Genomic DNA, 16,228 nt, shown 5'->3' on the forward strand with positions numbered 1-16,228 from the left:
ACCGTCGTGACCGGGGGAGAGCGATGTCGGGGCGAGTGCGCGGAGGTTTACACCGGTGACCGGACCCAGCGAAGAATCGGCTCCTGGCCACCCCGAACAGGCCGACCCGGCCGCTGCCCCGCAGCAACCGGGCCTGTTCGCCGACGACCGGACGGACTCCCACCCGCACCCGGAGACGTCCGGGGCCTTCGACGCGCAGCCCACGCAGGCCGTCCCGCCGCCGCCCAACCCGGCGGTGTCCGGCCCGCACCAGGTGAACCCGGCCGTGTCCGGTCCGCATCAGGTGAACCCGGCCGTGTCGGGGCCGCACCAGGTCAACCCGGCCGTGTCCGGGCCGCACCAGGTGCCGCCGGGGCCCCAGTACGGCTACGACCAGAACCTGCCGCCGCTGCAGCCGCAGTACGGTGACCCGGCCCAGCAGTACGCCCAGGCCCAGGCGCAGTACCCGCAGCAGCCCCAGCAGCCCTCGGGCCTGCCGCAGCCCCAGGGCGGGCGGCACGCGGCGCCGCCGCAGCAGCCGGGCCACGGCCACGACCTGTCCACCGCGCACCTGGTCAAGCAGGTCAAGCGGCCCCCGCAGTCCGGCTGGCGCAAGGCGCTCTACGTCGGCAGCGGCAAGCTGGTCAACCCGGGGGAGAGCCCGGCGGACACCCGCCGCCGCGAGCTCATCGCGCGCGTCAACCAGCCCCTGCGCGGCTGCTACAAGATCGCGATGCTGTCGCTCAAGGGCGGCGTCGGCAAGACGACGGTGACCACGACGCTGGGTGCGACGTTCGCCTCCCTGCGCGGTGACCGCGTCGTCGCCGTGGACGCCAACCCGGACCGCGGGACGCTGTCGCAGAAGCTCCCGCTGGAGACCACCGCGACGGTCCGCCACCTGCTGCGCGACGCGGCCCGCATCACGCGCTACAGCGACGTCCGGTCCTACACGTCCCAGGGCTCCAGCCGGCTGGAAATCCTCGCCAGCGAGCAGGACCCGGCCGTGTCGGAGGCCTTCTCCGAGGACGACTACCGGCGCACGGTCAACCTGCTGGAGCACTTCTACAACATCGTGCTCACCGACTGCGGCACCGGACTGATGCACTCGGCGATGAAGGGCGTCCTGGACGTCGCGGACGCGCTGGTGGTGGTCTCGTCCGGCTCGGTCGACGGTGCCCGCAGCGCCTCGGCGACCCTGGACTGGCTCGAGGCCCACGGCTACGGCGAGCTGGTCAAGCGCTCGGTCGCGGTGATCAACTCGGTCCGCCCCAAGGGCGGTTCGGTCGACCTCGACAAGCTCTCGGCCCACTTCGGCGCGAAGGTCCGGGCGGTCTGCAAGGTGCCCTTCGACCCGCACCTGGAGGAAGGCGCGGAGATCGAGCTGGACCGCCTGAGCGGCGACACCCGCCTCTCGCTGCTGGAGCTGGCGGCCACGGTCGCCGACGGCTTCGCGACCCCGCTCTCGCAGGGCTACCGGTAAAGCCCGCTCCGGGGCCGGGACCCGGGGTGCTCGAAGGTCGCGAAGGACTCATTGGCGGCCTCCGGCGTCCCGAACGAGTCATTCGCGACCTGGGAGCCCGGCCGCGTCCGGTCAGCCGGGTTCGCGGCGGTGGGGTCGGCGAAGGTAAAGCCGTGGGGGTGGCCCGGAGGGCACTCGGCTGCGGGTGGAGGCCGGTCCGGCAGGGGAGCGGCGGGCGTGGATCCGCGGGGGCTCAGCCGTCTTCGTCCCGGCGCTTGCGCTGCTGTTCGGCCAGCTGGCGCAGGAAATCGGGGTCGTCGTCCGGGGCGAGCGGGGCGCGGCGCGGGGTCGACGGCACCATCCGCTGACCGGCGAACGACCGCCACAGGAGCAGGGCGACGACCAGCGCGCCGACCGCCGCGAGCAGAGCGAGCATGCCGGATCCTTCCGTGTGGGTCCCCCGAGGTTAGCCTCTTCAGCCGGGTTTGGGCGCCAACGTCGTCGTGCGGGTGACGCCGGCAACGACAAAGGGCCGCGCGGGACGGGGTGGTTCCCCGTACCCGACACGGCCCTGCGCCGGAGGTGGTTCAGGCGTTGCGCGCCGGTTCGCTGGCGTCGGTGGTCAGCTCGGCCAGGAGCTCGTTGACCTCGGACTCCCGGAACCGCCGGTGCCCGCCCGGGGTCCGGATCGAGCCGATCCGCCCCGCCGTCGCCCACCGCGTCACCGTCTTGGGGTCCACCCGGAACAGCGCTGCCACCTCGCCTGGGGTGAGCAGGCGTCCGCCCATCGTCGCGGTCATTTTCCGCCTCCTTAACGAACTCACTGCTATACCGGAGGCATCCGGGCCCTTCTGCCCGTCGCGCCGGGGTAGCCAACACGGCAATCGTTGCACTTCACCCGTCGGGTACTCGAACGGTTGTCCAAGAGTAAAGAGCCCTTAAAGGTCAAAACGGACAGTTTGTTTACGGTGTGCAACTAAAATTTCGTGACGTGAAGTGCGAGAACGCCGTTCGCGCGGGTCACCGGCGGCGAGGTGTGGTGCCAATGGGGGATTGTCCAACCGCATAGAGTGATCCCCGTGGATCAGTTGGACCGGAAGATCATCGCGGCGTTGCGTATCAACGGACGGGCCACCTACGCCGATCTCGGGCGGGCCGTCGGGCTGTCCGTGTCATCGGTGCACGAGCGGGTCGGCAAGCTGGAAGCCGCCGGCGTGATCACCGGCTACCACGCGGTCGTGGACCCGAGCTCGGTCGGGCTCGGCGTCACCGCCCTCGTCGGCATCCATCCCACCGACACCGCGACCGAGGACGACGTCGCCCAAGCGCTCGGCGAGCTCGACGAGGTCGAGAGCTGCTACGCGGTGGCGGGCGACGAAGCGTTCGTCGTCAAGGTGCGCGTGGCGACCGTCGACGACCTGGAGCGGGCCCTGGGCCGGCTCCGGCGCATCCCCGGCGTCGGGCGGACGAACACCACGGTCGTGCTCTCGACGCGGTTCGAGGGGCGCCCGAACAACGCGGGCCTGCAGAAGGACCGGGCGGGCGGGGCGTAGCCTGCGTTGGTGTGAGCGACGAGAAGGCCGGAAACCTGCCACGTGACCTGACGCTGTACCTGCTGGCGCGGTTCGTGCTGGTCGGGGCGATCGCGTGGGGCCTGTCCCTGGCCGGCGTGCCGCTGCTGGTGGCGCTGCTCATCGGCCTGGTCGTCGGGCTCCCGCTCGGCCTGCTGCTCTTCCGCGGCCTCAACGCCCGCGTCACGGCCGGCCTGGCGAAGCGCAACGAGAAGCGCGCCCGGGCCCGTGCCCAGCTGCGCGCCCAGCTCCGCGGGGACACCGCCGGGCAGCCGGAGTGAGCCGCCCGCACAGCCGCAGCTGGGTCCGCGAGGCCGTCCGCATCATCGAGGCCGACGCCAACCGCAGCGCCGACACGCACCTGCACGTCTTCCCGCTGCCCCCGGAGTGGGGCATCGACCTCTACCTCAAGGACGAGTCCGTCCACCCGACCGGCTCGCTCAAGCACCGCCTGGCCCGGTCGCTGCTCCTCTACGGGCTGGTCAACGGCCACATCGGGCCGGACACCGTGCTCGTCGAGGCCTCCAGCGGCTCGACCGCGGTGTCCGAGGCCTACTTCGCCCGCATGCTCGGGCTGCGCTTCATCACGGTCGTCCCGCGCAAGACGTCGAGGGAGAAGATCGCCCTCATCGAGTTCTACGGCGGCGAGTGCCACTACGTCGACGAAGCCCCGGCGATGTACCCGGAGGCCGAGCGGCTCGCGGCCGAGTGCGGCGGGCACTACCTCGACCAGTTCACCTACGCCGAGCGCGCGACCGACTGGCGCGGCAACAACAACATCGCCGAGTCGGTGTTCGCGCAGATGCGCTCGGAGCGCCACCCGGTGCCCAGCTGGATCGTCGTCGGCGCGGGCACCGGCGGCACGAGCGCGACCTTCGGCCGGTACGTCCGCTACAAGCGGCACACCACGAAGGTCTGCGTCGTCGACCCGGAGAACTCGTCGTTCTACGGCGCCTGGGAGACCGGCGCGCTCGACTACGCCACCGGTATGCCGTCCCGGATCGAAGGCATCGGGCGCCCGCGCTGCGAGCCGTCGTTCGTGCCGGGCGTCATCGACGAGATGTTCCGGATCCCCGACGCGGGCTCCCTGGCGGCCATCCGCCTGCTGCGCGAGCGCACCGGCCACTGGGCGGGCGGCTCGACCGGCACCAACCTCTACGGCGCGTTCCGGCTCATCTCCCGGATGGTCGAGGACGGCCAGGCGGGCAGCGTCGTGACGCTGCTCTGCGACGGCGGCGAGCGGTACGCGCACACGTACTACAACGACGACTGGCTGGCCCAGCAAGGCCTGGACCTGGCCCCGCACACGGCGTTGTTCGAGGAGTTCCTGACGACCGGGAAGTTCTTCGTCCCGGAGAGCTAGAAGTGATGTCCAGGGACGTTGTCCCGAGTTGTCCCCGCTGATCCGACCGCACGCCCCGCACCGGCACCGCCGTGCTGCACACCGTCATCGATGACCACTCCCCGGCTGACCGACCTCCCGGAGAGCTAGAAGCTCAGCGCGACGGCGGCGAGCACGGCCCAGGCGAGCATCGCCAGGCCGGTGTCCCGCAGCGCCGGGATCAGGGCCCGCCCCTGCTGCCCGCCGCCGACCGCGCGGACCGACTTCAGCAGCATCGGCGCCGTCGCGAGGGTGATCAGCAGCAGCGGGTGGAAGATCCCGAGCACCACGCTGAGCACGTACGGCACCGCGATCAGCACCAGGTACAGCCGCCGGGTGCCGCCGTCGCCGAGGCGGGTGGCCAGGGTGCGCTTGCCGGACTCGACGTCCGTCGGGATGTCACGCAGGTTGTTGGCGGTCAGGACCGCCGTCGAGAACGCGCCGACCGCGACCGCGCACGCCAGCGCGGCCCAGCTGACCCGGCCCGCGTGGACGTACACCGTGCCGAGCACGCCGGCCAGGCCGAAGAAGACGAACACGGCGATCTCGCCGAAGCCGTAGTAGCCGTAGGGCTTCTTGCCGCCGGTGTAGAACCACGCGCCGAGGATGCACAGCGCGCCCATCACGAGCAGCCACCAGTGCCCGCTGGCGACCACCAGCACGAGCCCCAGCACCCCGGCCAGCCCCAGCGAAACCAGCGCGGCGGTCAGCACGGCCTTGGGCGCGGCGACCCCGGAGCCGACCAGCCGCAGCGGCCCGACGCGGTGCTCGTCCGTGCCGCGGATGCCGTCGGAGTAGTCGTTGGCGTAGTTGACGCCGACGATCAGCGAGAGCGAGACCAGCAGCGCCAGGACCGAACGCCACCAGGAAAACGCGTCCAGCGCGATCGCCGCGCCGACCCCCGCCACGACCGGCGCCACCGCGTTGGGCAGCGTCCGGGGCCGGGCCCCCTCGATCCACTCGCTCACTGAAGCCATGGCGCCATTCAACGCCATGTCGATCAGTGCCCGGCGGGAACCCGGGCCGTCGCGGGCACGCCGTCCAGGGCGTCGAGCTGCGCCCGGACGCGGTCGGCGTCGCGGCCGCGGTCCTGCTGCCGGTACATCTCGAGCGCTTCCCGCCACGCCGCACGGGCCTCGTCGTGGTGGCCGAGGGCGGCGAGCGGCTGGCCGAGGCGGTCGAGGGTGTCGGCGACCTGGAACGTGTTCCCGCGGTCGCGGTAGAGCGTGAGCGCCCGCCGGTAGTGGTCGATCGCGGTCTCGTGCCGCCCGGTGTGGAACTCGATGTAGCCGAGGCTGTCCAGGGTGTCCGCCTCGGCGTGCGTGTCGCCGTGGTGGCGGTGCAGGGCCAGCGCGGCTTCGCAGTGGCTTCGCGCGGTCTCGTGGTCGCCGACCTGGGCGGCCAGCCACCCGACCTGGTTGAGCTCGCGCGCCTCCCACACGGGCCTGCCGAGAGCGCGGAAGAGCGCCAGCGCGCGGGTGGCGTGCGCCAGGGCCCGCCGGTCGTCGCCGCGCAGCTGCCAGACCCACGAAAGCCCGTGCTGGGCGAGGCTCTGCTCGGTGCGGTCGTCGTGGAGCTCGGCCAGCGCGATGGCTTCCTGCAGGTGCTCGACGGCTTCGTCGTGCCGCCGCAGGTTCGCGTGGACGTCGGCGAGCAGCCGGTGCGCGCGGCTCAGCGCGGCCGGGTCGGCCAGGTGCGCGGCGGCGTCCAGTGCCGCGCGCCAGCCGGCCAGCCGGTCGTGGAGCATGCCCCGCCGGTTCTGGAAGGTGTGCGTCCCCCAGGCCAGCTGCCACACCACGTCGTGCCACGCGGCGGCCGCGGCGGTGCGCTGGGCCGCGACGAGGTTCGCGTGCTCGGTGTCGAACCAGGCCAGCGCGGCGGTGTCGTCGGGCAGCGGGTGCGGTGCGGCGCCCGGCGCGGGCGCGGCGAGCGGGACGGCCTGGCGGTGGGGGTCGAGGTGGTGGTCGGCGGCGTGCGCCGTGTGGACGTAGTGGTCCAGGACCCGCCGCAGCGCCGCTTCCCGCTCGTCCGCCGGGAGCTCGCGCTCGGCGGTCGTCGTGGCGTAGTCGCGGATCAGGTCGTGCATGGCGTACCGGCCGCCGGGACGGCGGGTCAGCAGCGACGCCTCCTCCAGCATGCTCAGCACCTTGGCCGTCCGGCGCGGGGGCAGGCCGGCGAGGGCCGCCGCGGCCGGCAGCCCGGTGTCGGGGCCGGGCGCGGTGCCGAGCAGGGCGAACACCGTGCGCTGCTCGGCCGTGAGCGCGCGCAGCGACCACGACAGGACCGTGGGCAGGCTCACGGCGGGGTCTTCGTGGTCGAGCGCGTCGAGGCCGAGGTCGCGCAGTTCGGCGGCGAACTCCGCGAGCGGGATGTGCGGGCGCGTGTGCGCGTGCCGGCTCATGATCGCCAGCGCCAGCGGGTAGCGCCCGCACAGGCCGATCAGGTCCTCGACCGCCCGCGGCTCGGCGGCCAGCCGTGCCGCGCCCAGGCGTTCGGTCAGCAGCGCGCGGGCTTCGCCGTGGGTGAGGATGTCGAGCTGGAGGTGCCGGGCGCCGTAGCGCGTGATCAGCGGGGCGAGGTGGCGGCGGCTGGTCACCACCGTCGTGGCCGCCGAGCTGTCCGGCAGCAGCGGGATCACCTGGCCGGCGTCGGCCGCGTTGTCCAGCACGACCAGCATCCGCTTGCCCGCGACCAGCTGCCGGTACAGCGCGGCCTGCGCGTCCGGATCGGGCGGGACGCGGCTGGGTGCGACGCCCAGCGCGCCGAGGAAGCCCCGCACCACGACCGACGGCTCCAGCGGGGCGTTCGCCGACGAGAAGCCGTGCAGGTCGGCGAACAGCCTGCCGTCCGGGAACCGGTCGCGGTGGGCGTGCGCCCAGTGCAGCACCAGCCACGTCTTGCCGACTCCGCCGGCCCCGGCCAGCGCGGAAATCTGCACCACACGTCCCTCGTCCGCCTCGCGGTGCGCGGCCGCGGTCAGCGCGGCGAGCTCGTCCGCGCGGCCGATGAACGACGGGGGCGCCGCCGGGAACCGGTCCGGGATGACGCCGTCGGCCGGTCCCGGACCGGCCGGCTCCGGCGCACCGCGCAGGATCCGCTGGTGCAGCTCCCGCAGCGGCGGGCTCGGATCGGCGCCCAGCTCCTCGGCCAGCCGGTGCCGGAGCCGCTCGTAGTGCTCGAGGGCGTCGGCCTGGCGGCCGCTGCGGTAGAGGGCCAGCACGACCTGACCGGCGAGCCGCTCGTCCAGCGGGTGTTCGCGGCTCCACGCCGTCAGGTCCGTGAGCAGCCCGGCGTGCCGTCCCCGGCGCAGCCGCAGGTCGGCGTGGTCGAGCCGGGCCGACCACCGTTCGGCGTGCAGGGACCGGCGCAGGTCGGCGGCCCACGGGGTGTCCAGCTCGGCCAGTGCGTCGCCGTGCCAGAGCCCGAGCGCCCGCTCGAACAGTTCCTCGGCGGCGTCGTCCCCGGCTTCGCGCGCTTCGGCCACGAGCCGGCGGAACCGGTGCAGGTCCACCGCGCCGGGGTCGACGCGCGGCAGGTAGCCGCCGGGGAGCCGCCGGATCTCCAGCCCTTCAGCGGCCGGTGAATGCCGGAGCCGGGACAGGTAGCTGTGCAACGACTCCCGCGCGCGCAGCGGCGGGCGGTCCGCCCACACCCGGTCGATCAGCCGCTCGACCGGGACCGGCTGGTTCGCGTCGGCCAGCAGCGCCGCCAGCACGGCCCGCTGCCGCGCGGGCCCGAGCTCGACCGGCTCGCCGTCCACCCGGGCCTCGATCGGGCCCAGCAACCGGAACTCCACCACCACCGCGCCTCCCCTCGCCCCCGCATTCGACCAGCTCGTTCAAGCGGTCTGCAAGGTCCGGGCAAGGCGGAGGGGGCACGATGGGGAAGACCGGGGGACCCGCGCCATCGAGGGGTTGGCACGGTTCCCGCCGGTCGACCGGTCAGTCGGTCGTCGGGAGCTGCCAGGTGAGCTGGCCGCTGTTCGGGGCCACGGCGGGACCGTCGGCCAGCGCCGTGCCCGCCGGGAGGAGCACTCCCAGCGCGACGGCGGTGCTGATCAGGGCGGTGCGGAGCCAGCGCGTCATGGTGCGTAGCCAAGCGTGCGCACGCCGTCAATGTCAACGAAGTGCCACCATTCAGCCGCGCGAACCCGACGTCAGTAGGGCCTTCACCGCCGCCCGGTCGATCTTGCCGGGGCCGCGCAGGGGCAGCTCGGTGCCGAATTCGACGCGCTTGGGGGTCGAGGCCGGGCCCAGCTCCGCGCGGACCGCCGCGCACAGGTCACCCGGCTCGCCCGCCGGGACGACCAGCGCCACCACGGCCTCGCCCCACTCCGGGTCCGGCAGGCCGACGACGCACGCGTCCCGCACCCCCGGCTGCGCGCACAGCACGCGTTCGATCGCGTTCGCCGACACCTTCACACCGCCGGTGTTGATCATGTCGTCCGCCCGGCCCAGCACCTCCAGGCGGCCGTCTTCGTGCCGGACCCCGCGGTCGGACGTCGTGAACCAGCCGCCGGAGAACGCCTCCGCGGTGAGGTCCGGCCGGCCCCGGTAGCCGTGCGCGAGCACGTCGCCGGCGATGCGGATCCGGCCGCCGTCGAGGTCGACGCGGACGCCATCGAGCGGGAAGCCGTCGTAGACGCAGCCGCTCGCCGTCTCGCTCATCCCGTACGCGGGCACGATCCGGACCCCGGCCTCGGCGGCGCGCTCGCGCAGCGCCGGGGTGGTCGCGGCCGCGCCGAGCACGATCGCGTCGAACGTCTTCGCCGCGGCCAGTCCCGCGCCGCCGTCGTCGAGCAGCCGGACCAGCTGGGTCGGCACGAGGGCCGTGTACCGCGGGCCGCCGGTCAGCCTCGCCGCCGCGGCCGCGAAGTCGGCCGGGCGGAAGCCGGTGCCGGTCAGGAACGCGGGCTCGGTGCCCGCGAGCAGCGACCGGACCAGCACCTGCAGCCCGCCGATGTAGTGCGCCGGGGTCGCCAGGAGCCAGTGGCCGGGGCCGCCGAGGCGGGCGTGCGTGGCCTCGGCGGACGCGGTCAGCGCGCGGGCCGAGAGCAGCACGCCCTTGGGCGCGCCGGTCGAGCCCGAAGTGGCGATGACCACGGCCGTGTCCGGCTCGGCGGGCTCACCCGGGGCCATCGCGTCCCGCAGCGCGGGGTCGGTGAACGGCAGCACGGCCGGCCCGCCGTCCAGCGCGTCCGCGACCGCGCGCTTCAGCGTGGCGAGCGCCGCCGGGGAGCCGTCGAGGGGGATCGGGAGCAGCTCAGTAGTAATAGGGGACGTCCTTGAAGTCGGGGTCGCGCTTCTGCAGGAACGCGTCGCGGCCTTCGACGGCTTCGTCCTGCATGTACGCCAGGCGGGTGGTCTCGCCGGCGAACAGCTGCTGGCCGACCATGCCGTCGTCGGTGAGGTTGAACGCGTACTTCAGCATCCGCTGCGCCGTCGGCGACTTGCCGACGATCGTCCACGCCCAGTCCAGCGCCTCTTTTTCGAGGTCGGCGTGCGGGACGACGGCGTTGACCGCGCCCATCCGGTGCATCTGCTCGGCGGAGTACTCGCGGCCGAGGAAGAAGATCTCGCGGGCGAACTTCTGCCCGACCATCTTGGCCAGGTAGGCCGAGCCGTAGCCGGCGTCGAACGAGCCGACGTCGGCGTCGGTCTGCTTGAACTTGGCGTGCTCGGCCGAGGCGAGGGTGAGATCGCACACGACGTGCAGGGAGTGCCCGCCGCCCGCGGCCCAGCCCGGCACGACCGCGATCACCGGTTTCGGCAGGAACCGGATCAGCCGCTGGACCTCGAGGATGTGCAGCCGGCCGGCTTGGGCGGGGTCCACCGTGTCGGAGGTCTCGCCGCTCGCGTACTGATAGCCGGAGCGTCCGCGAATACGCTGGTCACCACCGGAGCAGAACGCCCACCCGCCGTCCTTGGGCGAGGGGCCGTTGCCGGTGAGCAGGACGCAGCCGACGTCCGAGCTCATCCGGGCGTGGTCCAGCGCCCGGTAGAGCTCGTCGACGGTGTGCGGCCGGAAGGCGTTGCGGACCTCCGGACGGTCGAACGCGACGCGCACCACGCGCTTGCCGCCGCGGTTCTCAGCGGAACGGTGGTAGGTGATGTCGGTGAAGGCGAAACCTTCGACCTCGGTCCACGCGGCCGGATCGAACAGCTCGGAAACTCGGGCGTCATCCACGTTTGGGAGAATAGGACCTGTGGACATCTCTGATCTGTCTGGAGCCTGCCGGTGAACCCTTCCACCGCGCAGGCCAGGGTGATCGTCGACGAACTCGTCCGCAACACCGTTTCGCACGTCGTCCTCTGCCCGGGCTCCCGCAACGCGCCGCTGTCGATCGCGCTCTACGACGCGGCAGCGGCCGGGAAGCTGCAGCTCCACGTCCGCATCGACGAGCGCGGCGCCGCGTTCCTCGCGCTCGGCATCGCCGCGCGCACCGGGCGTCCGGTGGCCTTGCTGTGCACGTCGGGCACCGCGGCCGCGAACTTCCACCCGGCCGTGCTGGAGGCCGACCGCGCCGGCGTCCCGCTGATCGTCATGACCGCCGACCGGCCGCCCGAGCTGCGCGCGGCCGGCGCGTCGCAGGTCATCGACCAGCACCGGCTGTTCGGCAACGCCGCCCGGTACTTCGACGAGCTGGCCGTCGCCGAGCGGCGGGCCGGCCAGAACTCGTACTGGCGCAGCCAGATCTGCCGGGCCTGGAACGCCGCCTACGGCGAGTGGCGCTGCGGCCCGGTGCACCTGAACATCCCGTTCCGCGAGCCGCTCGTGCCCGACCTCGAGGACGACGGCGAGTGGTACGAGTCGCTGGACGGCCGTCCCGACGGCTCCCGGTGGACCGAGCTGCCGGACTTCGGCGCGCTGCCGTCGTTCGTGGTGCCTTCCGCCCGCCACGGCCTGGTGATCGCGTGCGACACCGGCGTCCAGGCGGCGAGCGAGTGGGCCGAGCAGCACGGCTGGCCGGTGATCTCGGAGACCGGCGGCATCGGGCTGTCCGGTGGCACGGCGATCTCGTCCGGCGCGTGGCTGCTGGGCGTCGAGGAGTTCATCTCGCGGCACAAGCCGGAGCAGGTGCTCTGCCTCGGGCGGCCGACGGTGTTCCGGCAGATCCAGAAGGTGCTTTCGGACGCCTCCGTGGAGGTCCTGCTGGTCCGGCCGGACTCGGACTGGCCGGCGCCCGCGCACAACGTCCGGCAGGTCGGGCAGTGGTTCGACGAGCCGACCAAGCCCGCCGACCCGGAGTGGCTGGCGAGCTGGCGCCGTGCCGACGCCGCGGCCGCTTCCGCTGTCGCCGCGACGCTGGCCGAGGAGCCGTGGCCCAGCGGGCTGCGCGTCGCGACCGAGCTGGTGGACGCGCTGCCGCCGGACTCGCTGCTCGTCGTGGGCTCGTCCAACCCGACCCGGGACGTGGCGCTCGCCGGGCGGCTACGCCCCGACGTCCTCGTGCACCGCAACCGCGGCGTCGCGGGCATCGACGGCACGGTGTCGACCGCGATCGGCGCCGCGTACGTCCACCGCGGCCCGTCGTACGCGCTGCTGGGCGACCTGACGTTCCTGCACGACGCTTCGGGGCTGCTGACCGGCCCGGCCGAGCAGCGCCCGGACCTGACGATCGTGGTGCTCAACGACGACGGCGGCGGCATCTTCTCGCTGCTGGAGCAGGGCGCGCCGGAGCACTCGGCGAGCTTCGAGCGCGTCTTCGGCACGCCGCACGGCGCCGACCTGGGCGCGCTGTGCGCCGGCTACCGCGTCCCGCACGTCGTCGCGGAGACGCTGACGGAGTTCAAGGCGGCACTGCGGCCGGAGCCGGGCCTGCGCGTCGTCGAGGTGCGAGTGGACCGTTCGCGGCACCGTGACCTGCACGCCCGGCTGCGCTCCGCGGTCAGCGCGGCCGTTTCGGCGGTCTGACGGCTTCGGTCAACCGCTTTCCGGGTGGGATCCCAGCAGGCAAGATCCTCCCTTCGGCTGTTCCTGGGTGCTTCTTGGCTGGCTACGTTCGAGCGCGCTGAACCTCACCCGTTGGAGGGATTCGAATGCGTGCAAGAACTCGCACCGGCCTCGGTGTGCTCGCGGCCGGGGTCGCCTCGGTGCTGCTCGCCGGTACCGCCAGTGCGGCCCCGGCGCCGGGTGCGCCCGGCGTCGGTGACACGTACTACCCGAACGCCGGCAACGGCGGCACGGACGTGCTGCACTACGACATCCGCCTGACCTACCAGCCCGCGACCGACGTGCTGGCCGGCACCACCACGCTGCTGCTCACCGCGACGCAGGACCTCTCGCGGTTCGACCTCGACTTCGCGCTCAAGGCGTCCAGCGTGCGCGTGAACAACCGCCCGGCGCAGTTCACGAACCAGAACGGCAACGGCGAGCTCGTCATCACCCCGGCGCAGCCGCTGCTCAAGGGCCAGACCGCGACCGTCGTCGTGGCCTACTCGGACACGCCCTCGACCGAGAAGGTGGACGGGCTCAACGCCTGGAAGAAGGGCTCCTTCGGCGCCCTCGGCGTCGACGAGCCGCAGAGCTCGGCGTGGTGGTTCCCGGCGAACGACCACCCGACCGACAAGGCGACCTACGACGTCACGATCGAAGCCCCGGACGACAACGTTGCCATCACCAACGGCTCGCTGGTCCGGACGCAGAAGAGCCGGGCGGGCTGGACGCGCTGGCAGTGGCGCAGCACCAAGCCGCAGGCGACCTACCTGACGTCGTTCATCGTCGGCAAGTACGAGCTGAACCAGTCGACGACGCCGGACGGCAAGCCGTTCATCACCGCGTACGGCTCGGACCTCGGTGACTCGTTGTACGCGGCGAAGGCGAGCGTCGAGCGGACGCCGGAGATCGACGAGTTCCTGGCCACCCAGTTCGGCCCGTACCCGTTCGAGGCCGAGGGCGGCGTCGTCACCAGCGGCATCACGTTCTCCCTGGAGAACCAGACCCGGCCGACCTACGGCGCCCGCAACTTCCGCGCGGGCTCGAACACGACGTTGATCGCGCACGAGAACGCCCACCAGTGGTTCGGCGACAACGTCTCCCTCGGCCGCTGGAGCGACATCTGGCTGAACGAGGGCTTCGCGTCCTACGCCGAGTGGCTGTGGTCGGAGCACGAGGGCGAGGGCACGGTCGCCGAGCTGGCGCAGTACACGTACGACTCGAACCCGGCCGACGGTGACCTGTGGAAGCTCGTCCCGGCCGACCCGGGCGCGGACAACCAGTTCGACAACGCGGTGTACGACCGCGGCGCGCTGACGCTGCAGGCGCTGCGCACCGCCGTCGGCGACGAGGCGTTCTTCAAGATCCTGCAGACGTGGCAGGCCCAGAAGGGCGGCAAGGACGGCCGGATCCTGGAGTTCATCGCGCTGGCGGAGAAGATCTCGGGCAAGCCGCTGCACGAGCTGTTCCAGACCTGGCTGTACACGGCGGGCAAGCCCGCGGTGGGCCCCAACGGCGCGGCGGCGGTTTCCCGCTTCGCGGCCCCGGCGAAGCCCCGGTCGTACGACCAGATCCAGGCGAACCACCGGAATCTCGCCGCGGAGCACGCGCACTGAGCGAGACCGCTACGCTCGCGGCGTGAGCACGAGAGGTGAACGGGCGAGGCACGTCGGGTGGTGGACCACCCTCGGCGTCGCCTCGCTCCTCACCGTGATGTGCATCTGCTTGCTGTTCGCGGCGATCCGCAACGACGGCGCGATCTCCGCCCAGCTCGGCACCGCGACGGCGACGGTCGACTCGGTGGCGTTCGACCGCACGATCATCCACTTCGAGACCCCCGACGGCATCGTCCACAGCCCGGCGAACGGGGTGCTCTACCCGGACGGCCTGGCGGCCGGGCAACTGGTCCGCATCGAGTACGACGCGTCCGACCCGGAGCTGGCCCGGGTGGCCGGGCGGTCGGCGACGTTGACGTTGCTGCCGCTGGGGAGTTTCGTGTTCTTCACCTGGCTGGTGGCGGGGCCGCTGCTGTGGTGGATCCGCCGGGTCGACAAGCGAGCCACCGTTCCCGCTTGATCTCGTACTCGACTTCGCCCTGGTCGGCGCCGTCGATGTGGTCTTCGTAGTCGATCGCCGAGGTGAAGGCCCTGGCGAAGGTGAGTCCCACTGAGGCCATCGTCGCGCGGGACGGGGTGTTGACGGCCATGGTCTGGGCGAAGATCCGGTCCAGGCCGAGTTCTTCGAAGCCGTACCGGAGCAGTTCGAGGGAGCCTTCGCGGGCGTAGCCCTGCCGCCAGTGCCGGCGCAGCAGGCGGTAGCCGAGCTCGGCTTCGCCTTCGACGTCCGGCTGGTCGGGGCCGTGGGGTGGGCGGAGGATCCACCAGCCGACGAAGTCTTCGTCGGCGAAGCCCATCCAGAATCCGTGACCCGTGCTCATCCGGCGTCGGTGGGCTTGCTCGACCTCGTCCCGGGTGGCGGCGCGGCCGGTCAGGTAGCGCATGACTTCCGGGTCGGAGTCGAGTTCGTACTCGAGGTCGAGGTGCTCGTCGGTGAGGGGCACGAGGGTGAGCCGGGGGGTGCGGAGGGTCGGCATGGCTCGATCGTCGCGGGGCGCGCAAGCCGTTTTGGCCTGGTGCGCTGGCTCAGCCCTCGGTCTGGCGGGGGTGGTTCTGTCTCCCGCTCCTCGCCTCTTGATTGTTCAACACCGGAGACCCGGCCTCAAGGGCGCCTTCGGCGTCGCTTCGCGATGAGCTTCGCTCACCCTTGACCCCGGGTCTCCGGTGCTGACTGCGGCTGGGACGAGGGGCGGGGGAGGTCCAGGGCGGTCCGCTGGGTGTCTGCTGGCGGTCTGCTGGCTGTCGGTGCTGAGCGAGCTCAGCCCGCGTGGGCCGTCGTGCCCGGGGCGGGCCGTGCGGAGCGAACTCTCCCCGCGTGCGCGTCTCCGGCGGCTCGGCGGCTACCCGGGTGCGAAAACCTCACCCCGCGTGCGCCGTCTCCTGCCACCAGCCCAGCACCTCGTCCGCCACCCCCGGCGCCGCCACCAGCAGTCCGTCCGTCGGCAGCGCCGTGTCCTCGCCGTGCTTGTCCAGCACCACCGCGCCCGCCTCGATGGCCATCGCCACCGAGCCCGCGACGTCCCACTCGTGGTAGCTGTGCAGCACCGCCGCGGCCGCGTGCCCCAGCGCCACCTGCGCGATCGACAACGCCGCCGACCCCAGCACCCGGACCCCCGCGTGGGCCGCCGCCGCGCGCTCGATGAAGCCGCCCATCCCCGGCCACGGGCCGCGCCGGGCGAACTCCGTGCACACCAGTGCCCCCGCCGTCACGCAGCGGTCCGTGAGCCGGACCGGTTTGCCGTTCGCGCGGGCCCCTCGGCCGCGCGCCGCGGCGTAGATCTGGGCTCGGTACGGGTCCGCCACCACGCCCACCACCGGGCCCGCCGCGTCCACCAGCGCCAGGCTGTACGCGCACCAGGGCACGCCGGCCACGTAGTTCGCCGTTCCGTCCACCGAGTCGACCACCCAGCGGTACTCGGCGACGTCCGCGCCGTGGTCGGCGCCGAACTCGTGACCGACCACCGGGATGCCCGGGAACTCCGCCGTCAGGACGCGCCGCGTGTGGCGCTCCAGGATGCGGTCGGTGTCGGTGACCCAGTCGAAGGGCGAGTCCAGCGTCGACGGGTGGGCGCCGCGGCCGGCGGTCGCGGTGATCACGTCGGTGGCGTCGTTGGCCAGCCGTCCGGCCACTTCGAGCGCCCTCGACAGCAGGCCGGGCTCGACGGGCCGCGGCGGCCGGGAGGACAAGAGGGTCATGCCTGCTTAGTCTGGGTCACCCTGGTTTCCGGGACACGACCTTGAGATGACATGTCGTAGCCGATCTGTTCCGGCAGCGTTGGCCGCCGTG

General features: G+C 72.8%; 16 protein-coding genes. 7 read left to right on the forward strand and 9 right to left on the reverse strand.

Annotated elements, in window-relative coordinates:
* Positions 1-55: 55 nt before the first annotated feature.
* Positions 56-1,459: a MinD/ParA family protein gene (locus ACLJQM_RS01785; RefSeq protein ID WP_360767979.1), complete on the forward strand. Its 1,404-nt coding sequence runs from the start codon at positions 56-58 to the stop codon at positions 1,457-1,459.
* A gap of 232 nt (positions 1,460-1,691) precedes the next feature.
* Here the strand turns inward: ACLJQM_RS01785 and ACLJQM_RS01790 are convergent, their stop codons facing one another.
* Both ACLJQM_RS01790 and ACLJQM_RS01795 read right to left on the reverse strand, forming a co-directional pair.
* Complete coding sequence (locus tag ACLJQM_RS01790; protein ID WP_247015337.1) at positions 1,692-1,874, reverse strand: hypothetical protein; 183 nt, start codon at positions 1,872-1,874, stop codon at positions 1,692-1,694.
* 151 nt (positions 1,875-2,025) lie between these two features.
* On the reverse strand, positions 2,026-2,238 hold the full coding sequence (locus ACLJQM_RS01795; RefSeq protein ID WP_003081896.1) for a BldC family transcriptional regulator: 213 nt from the start codon (positions 2,236-2,238) through the stop codon (positions 2,026-2,028).
* A gap of 279 nt (positions 2,239-2,517) precedes the next feature.
* Here ACLJQM_RS01795 and ACLJQM_RS01800 point away from each other — a divergent pair, with 279 nt between their 5' ends.
* Genes ACLJQM_RS01800 through ACLJQM_RS01810 form a run of 3 tightly spaced genes read left to right on the forward strand, consistent with a single transcriptional unit; the run spans position 2,518 to position 4,372 of the window.
* Positions 2,518-2,991 carry an Lrp/AsnC family transcriptional regulator gene (locus ACLJQM_RS01800; RefSeq protein WP_410629895.1) on the forward strand — a complete coding sequence of 158 codons (474 nt, stop codon included), beginning with the start codon at positions 2,518-2,520 and terminating at the stop codon, positions 2,989-2,991.
* An 11-nt stretch (positions 2,992-3,002) separates the two neighbouring features.
* On the forward strand, positions 3,003-3,290 hold the full coding sequence (locus tag ACLJQM_RS01805) for a DUF4229 domain-containing protein (protein ID WP_247015332.1): 288 nt from the start codon (positions 3,003-3,005) through the stop codon (positions 3,288-3,290).
* The gene (locus ACLJQM_RS01810) at positions 3,287-4,372 is read left to right on the forward strand and encodes a PLP-dependent cysteine synthase family protein (protein ID WP_360767984.1); all 1,086 of its coding nucleotides are present in this window, start codon (positions 3,287-3,289) and stop codon (positions 4,370-4,372) included. Before ACLJQM_RS01805 ends, ACLJQM_RS01810 begins: the two co-directional genes overlap by 4 nt.
* Positions 4,373-4,497: 125 nt before the next feature.
* On the opposite strand, the gene ACLJQM_RS01815 is transcribed toward ACLJQM_RS01810, so the two are convergent.
* The 5 genes from ACLJQM_RS01815 to ACLJQM_RS01835 all read right to left on the reverse strand — a co-directional run bounded on the left by ACLJQM_RS01815 (position 4,498) and on the right by ACLJQM_RS01835 (position 10,576).
* Positions 4,498-5,367: a 1,4-dihydroxy-2-naphthoate polyprenyltransferase gene (locus ACLJQM_RS01815; protein ID WP_410629898.1), complete on the reverse strand. Its 870-nt coding sequence runs from the start codon at positions 5,365-5,367 to the stop codon at positions 4,498-4,500.
* A 23-nt stretch (positions 5,368-5,390) separates the two neighbouring features.
* Positions 5,391-8,192 (reverse strand): BTAD domain-containing putative transcriptional regulator, encoded by a 2,802-nt coding sequence (locus ACLJQM_RS01820; RefSeq protein ID WP_410629900.1) that lies wholly within the window; start codon positions 8,190-8,192, stop codon positions 5,391-5,393.
* Between the two features lie 139 nt (positions 8,193-8,331).
* Positions 8,332-8,475, reverse strand: coding sequence for a hypothetical protein (locus ACLJQM_RS01825; RefSeq protein WP_410629902.1), 144 nt, complete (start codon positions 8,473-8,475; stop codon positions 8,332-8,334).
* 51 nt (positions 8,476-8,526) lie between these two features.
* Positions 8,527-9,651, reverse strand: a complete 1,125-nt coding sequence (gene menE / locus ACLJQM_RS01830) for an o-succinylbenzoate--CoA ligase (protein ID WP_410630274.1) — start codon at positions 9,649-9,651, stop codon at positions 8,527-8,529.
* Between the two features lies 1 nt (position 9,652).
* Positions 9,653-10,576, reverse strand: a complete 924-nt coding sequence (locus ACLJQM_RS01835; RefSeq protein ID WP_410629904.1) for a 1,4-dihydroxy-2-naphthoyl-CoA synthase — start codon at positions 10,574-10,576, stop codon at positions 9,653-9,655.
* Positions 10,577-10,627: 51 nt separating this feature from the next.
* Between ACLJQM_RS01835 and menD the strand changes: the two genes are divergently transcribed.
* From menD to ACLJQM_RS01850, 3 genes are all read left to right on the forward strand, one after another.
* Entirely contained in the window at positions 10,628-12,304 is a 1,677-nt protein-coding gene (menD, locus tag ACLJQM_RS01840) for a 2-succinyl-5-enolpyruvyl-6-hydroxy-3-cyclohexene-1-carboxylic-acid synthase (protein ID WP_360767994.1), read from the forward strand.
* A gap of 125 nt (positions 12,305-12,429) precedes the next feature.
* Positions 12,430-13,941, forward strand: coding sequence for a M1 family metallopeptidase (locus ACLJQM_RS01845; protein ID WP_410629906.1), 1,512 nt, complete (start codon positions 12,430-12,432; stop codon positions 13,939-13,941).
* Between the two features lie 22 nt (positions 13,942-13,963).
* Positions 13,964-14,401: a DUF3592 domain-containing protein gene (locus tag ACLJQM_RS01850; protein WP_410629908.1), complete on the forward strand. Its 438-nt coding sequence runs from the start codon at positions 13,964-13,966 to the stop codon at positions 14,399-14,401.
* Here ACLJQM_RS01850 and ACLJQM_RS01855 read toward each other — a convergent pair.
* Complete coding sequence (locus ACLJQM_RS01855) at positions 14,328-14,918, reverse strand: GNAT family N-acetyltransferase (protein ID WP_410629910.1); 591 nt, start codon at positions 14,916-14,918, stop codon at positions 14,328-14,330. The genes ACLJQM_RS01850 and ACLJQM_RS01855 overlap by 74 nt on opposite strands.
* A 382-nt stretch (positions 14,919-15,300) precedes the next feature.
* Positions 15,301-16,137, reverse strand: a complete 837-nt coding sequence (locus tag ACLJQM_RS01860; RefSeq protein ID WP_247015310.1) for an inositol monophosphatase family protein — start codon at positions 16,135-16,137, stop codon at positions 15,301-15,303.
* Positions 16,138-16,228: the final 91 nt, after the last annotated feature.

It is taken from the genome of Amycolatopsis sp. cmx-4-83, from assembly GCF_046548815.1.
GTDB classification, from domain to species: Bacteria; Actinomycetota; Actinomycetes; order Mycobacteriales; family Pseudonocardiaceae; genus Amycolatopsis; species Amycolatopsis pretoriensis_A.

Bases quoted from the DNA above. Each gene is read 5' to 3' on its own strand.
- ACLJQM_RS01790 (WP_247015337.1), bottom strand. From the start codon at position 1,874: ATGCTCGCTCTGCTCGCGGCGGTCGGCGCGCTGGTCGTCGCCCTGCTC.
- ACLJQM_RS01795 (WP_003081896.1), bottom strand. From the start codon at position 2,238: ATGACCGCGACGATGGGCGGACGCCTGCTCACCCCAGGCGAGGTGGCA.
- ACLJQM_RS01815 (WP_410629898.1), bottom strand. From the start codon at position 5,367: ATGGCTTCAGTGAGCGAGTGGATCGAGGGGGCCCGGCCCCGGACGCTG.
- ACLJQM_RS01825 (WP_410629902.1), bottom strand. From the start codon at position 8,475: ATGACGCGCTGGCTCCGCACCGCCCTGATCAGCACCGCCGTCGCGCTG.
- ACLJQM_RS01845 (WP_410629906.1), top strand. From the start codon at position 12,430: ATGCGTGCAAGAACTCGCACCGGCCTCGGTGTGCTCGCGGCCGGGGTC.
- ACLJQM_RS01855 (WP_410629910.1), bottom strand. From the start codon at position 14,918: ATGCCGACCCTCCGCACCCCCCGGCTCACCCTCGTGCCCCTCACCGAC.
- ACLJQM_RS01860 (WP_247015310.1), bottom strand. From the start codon at position 16,137: ATGACCCTCTTGTCCTCCCGGCCGCCGCGGCCCGTCGAGCCCGGCCTG.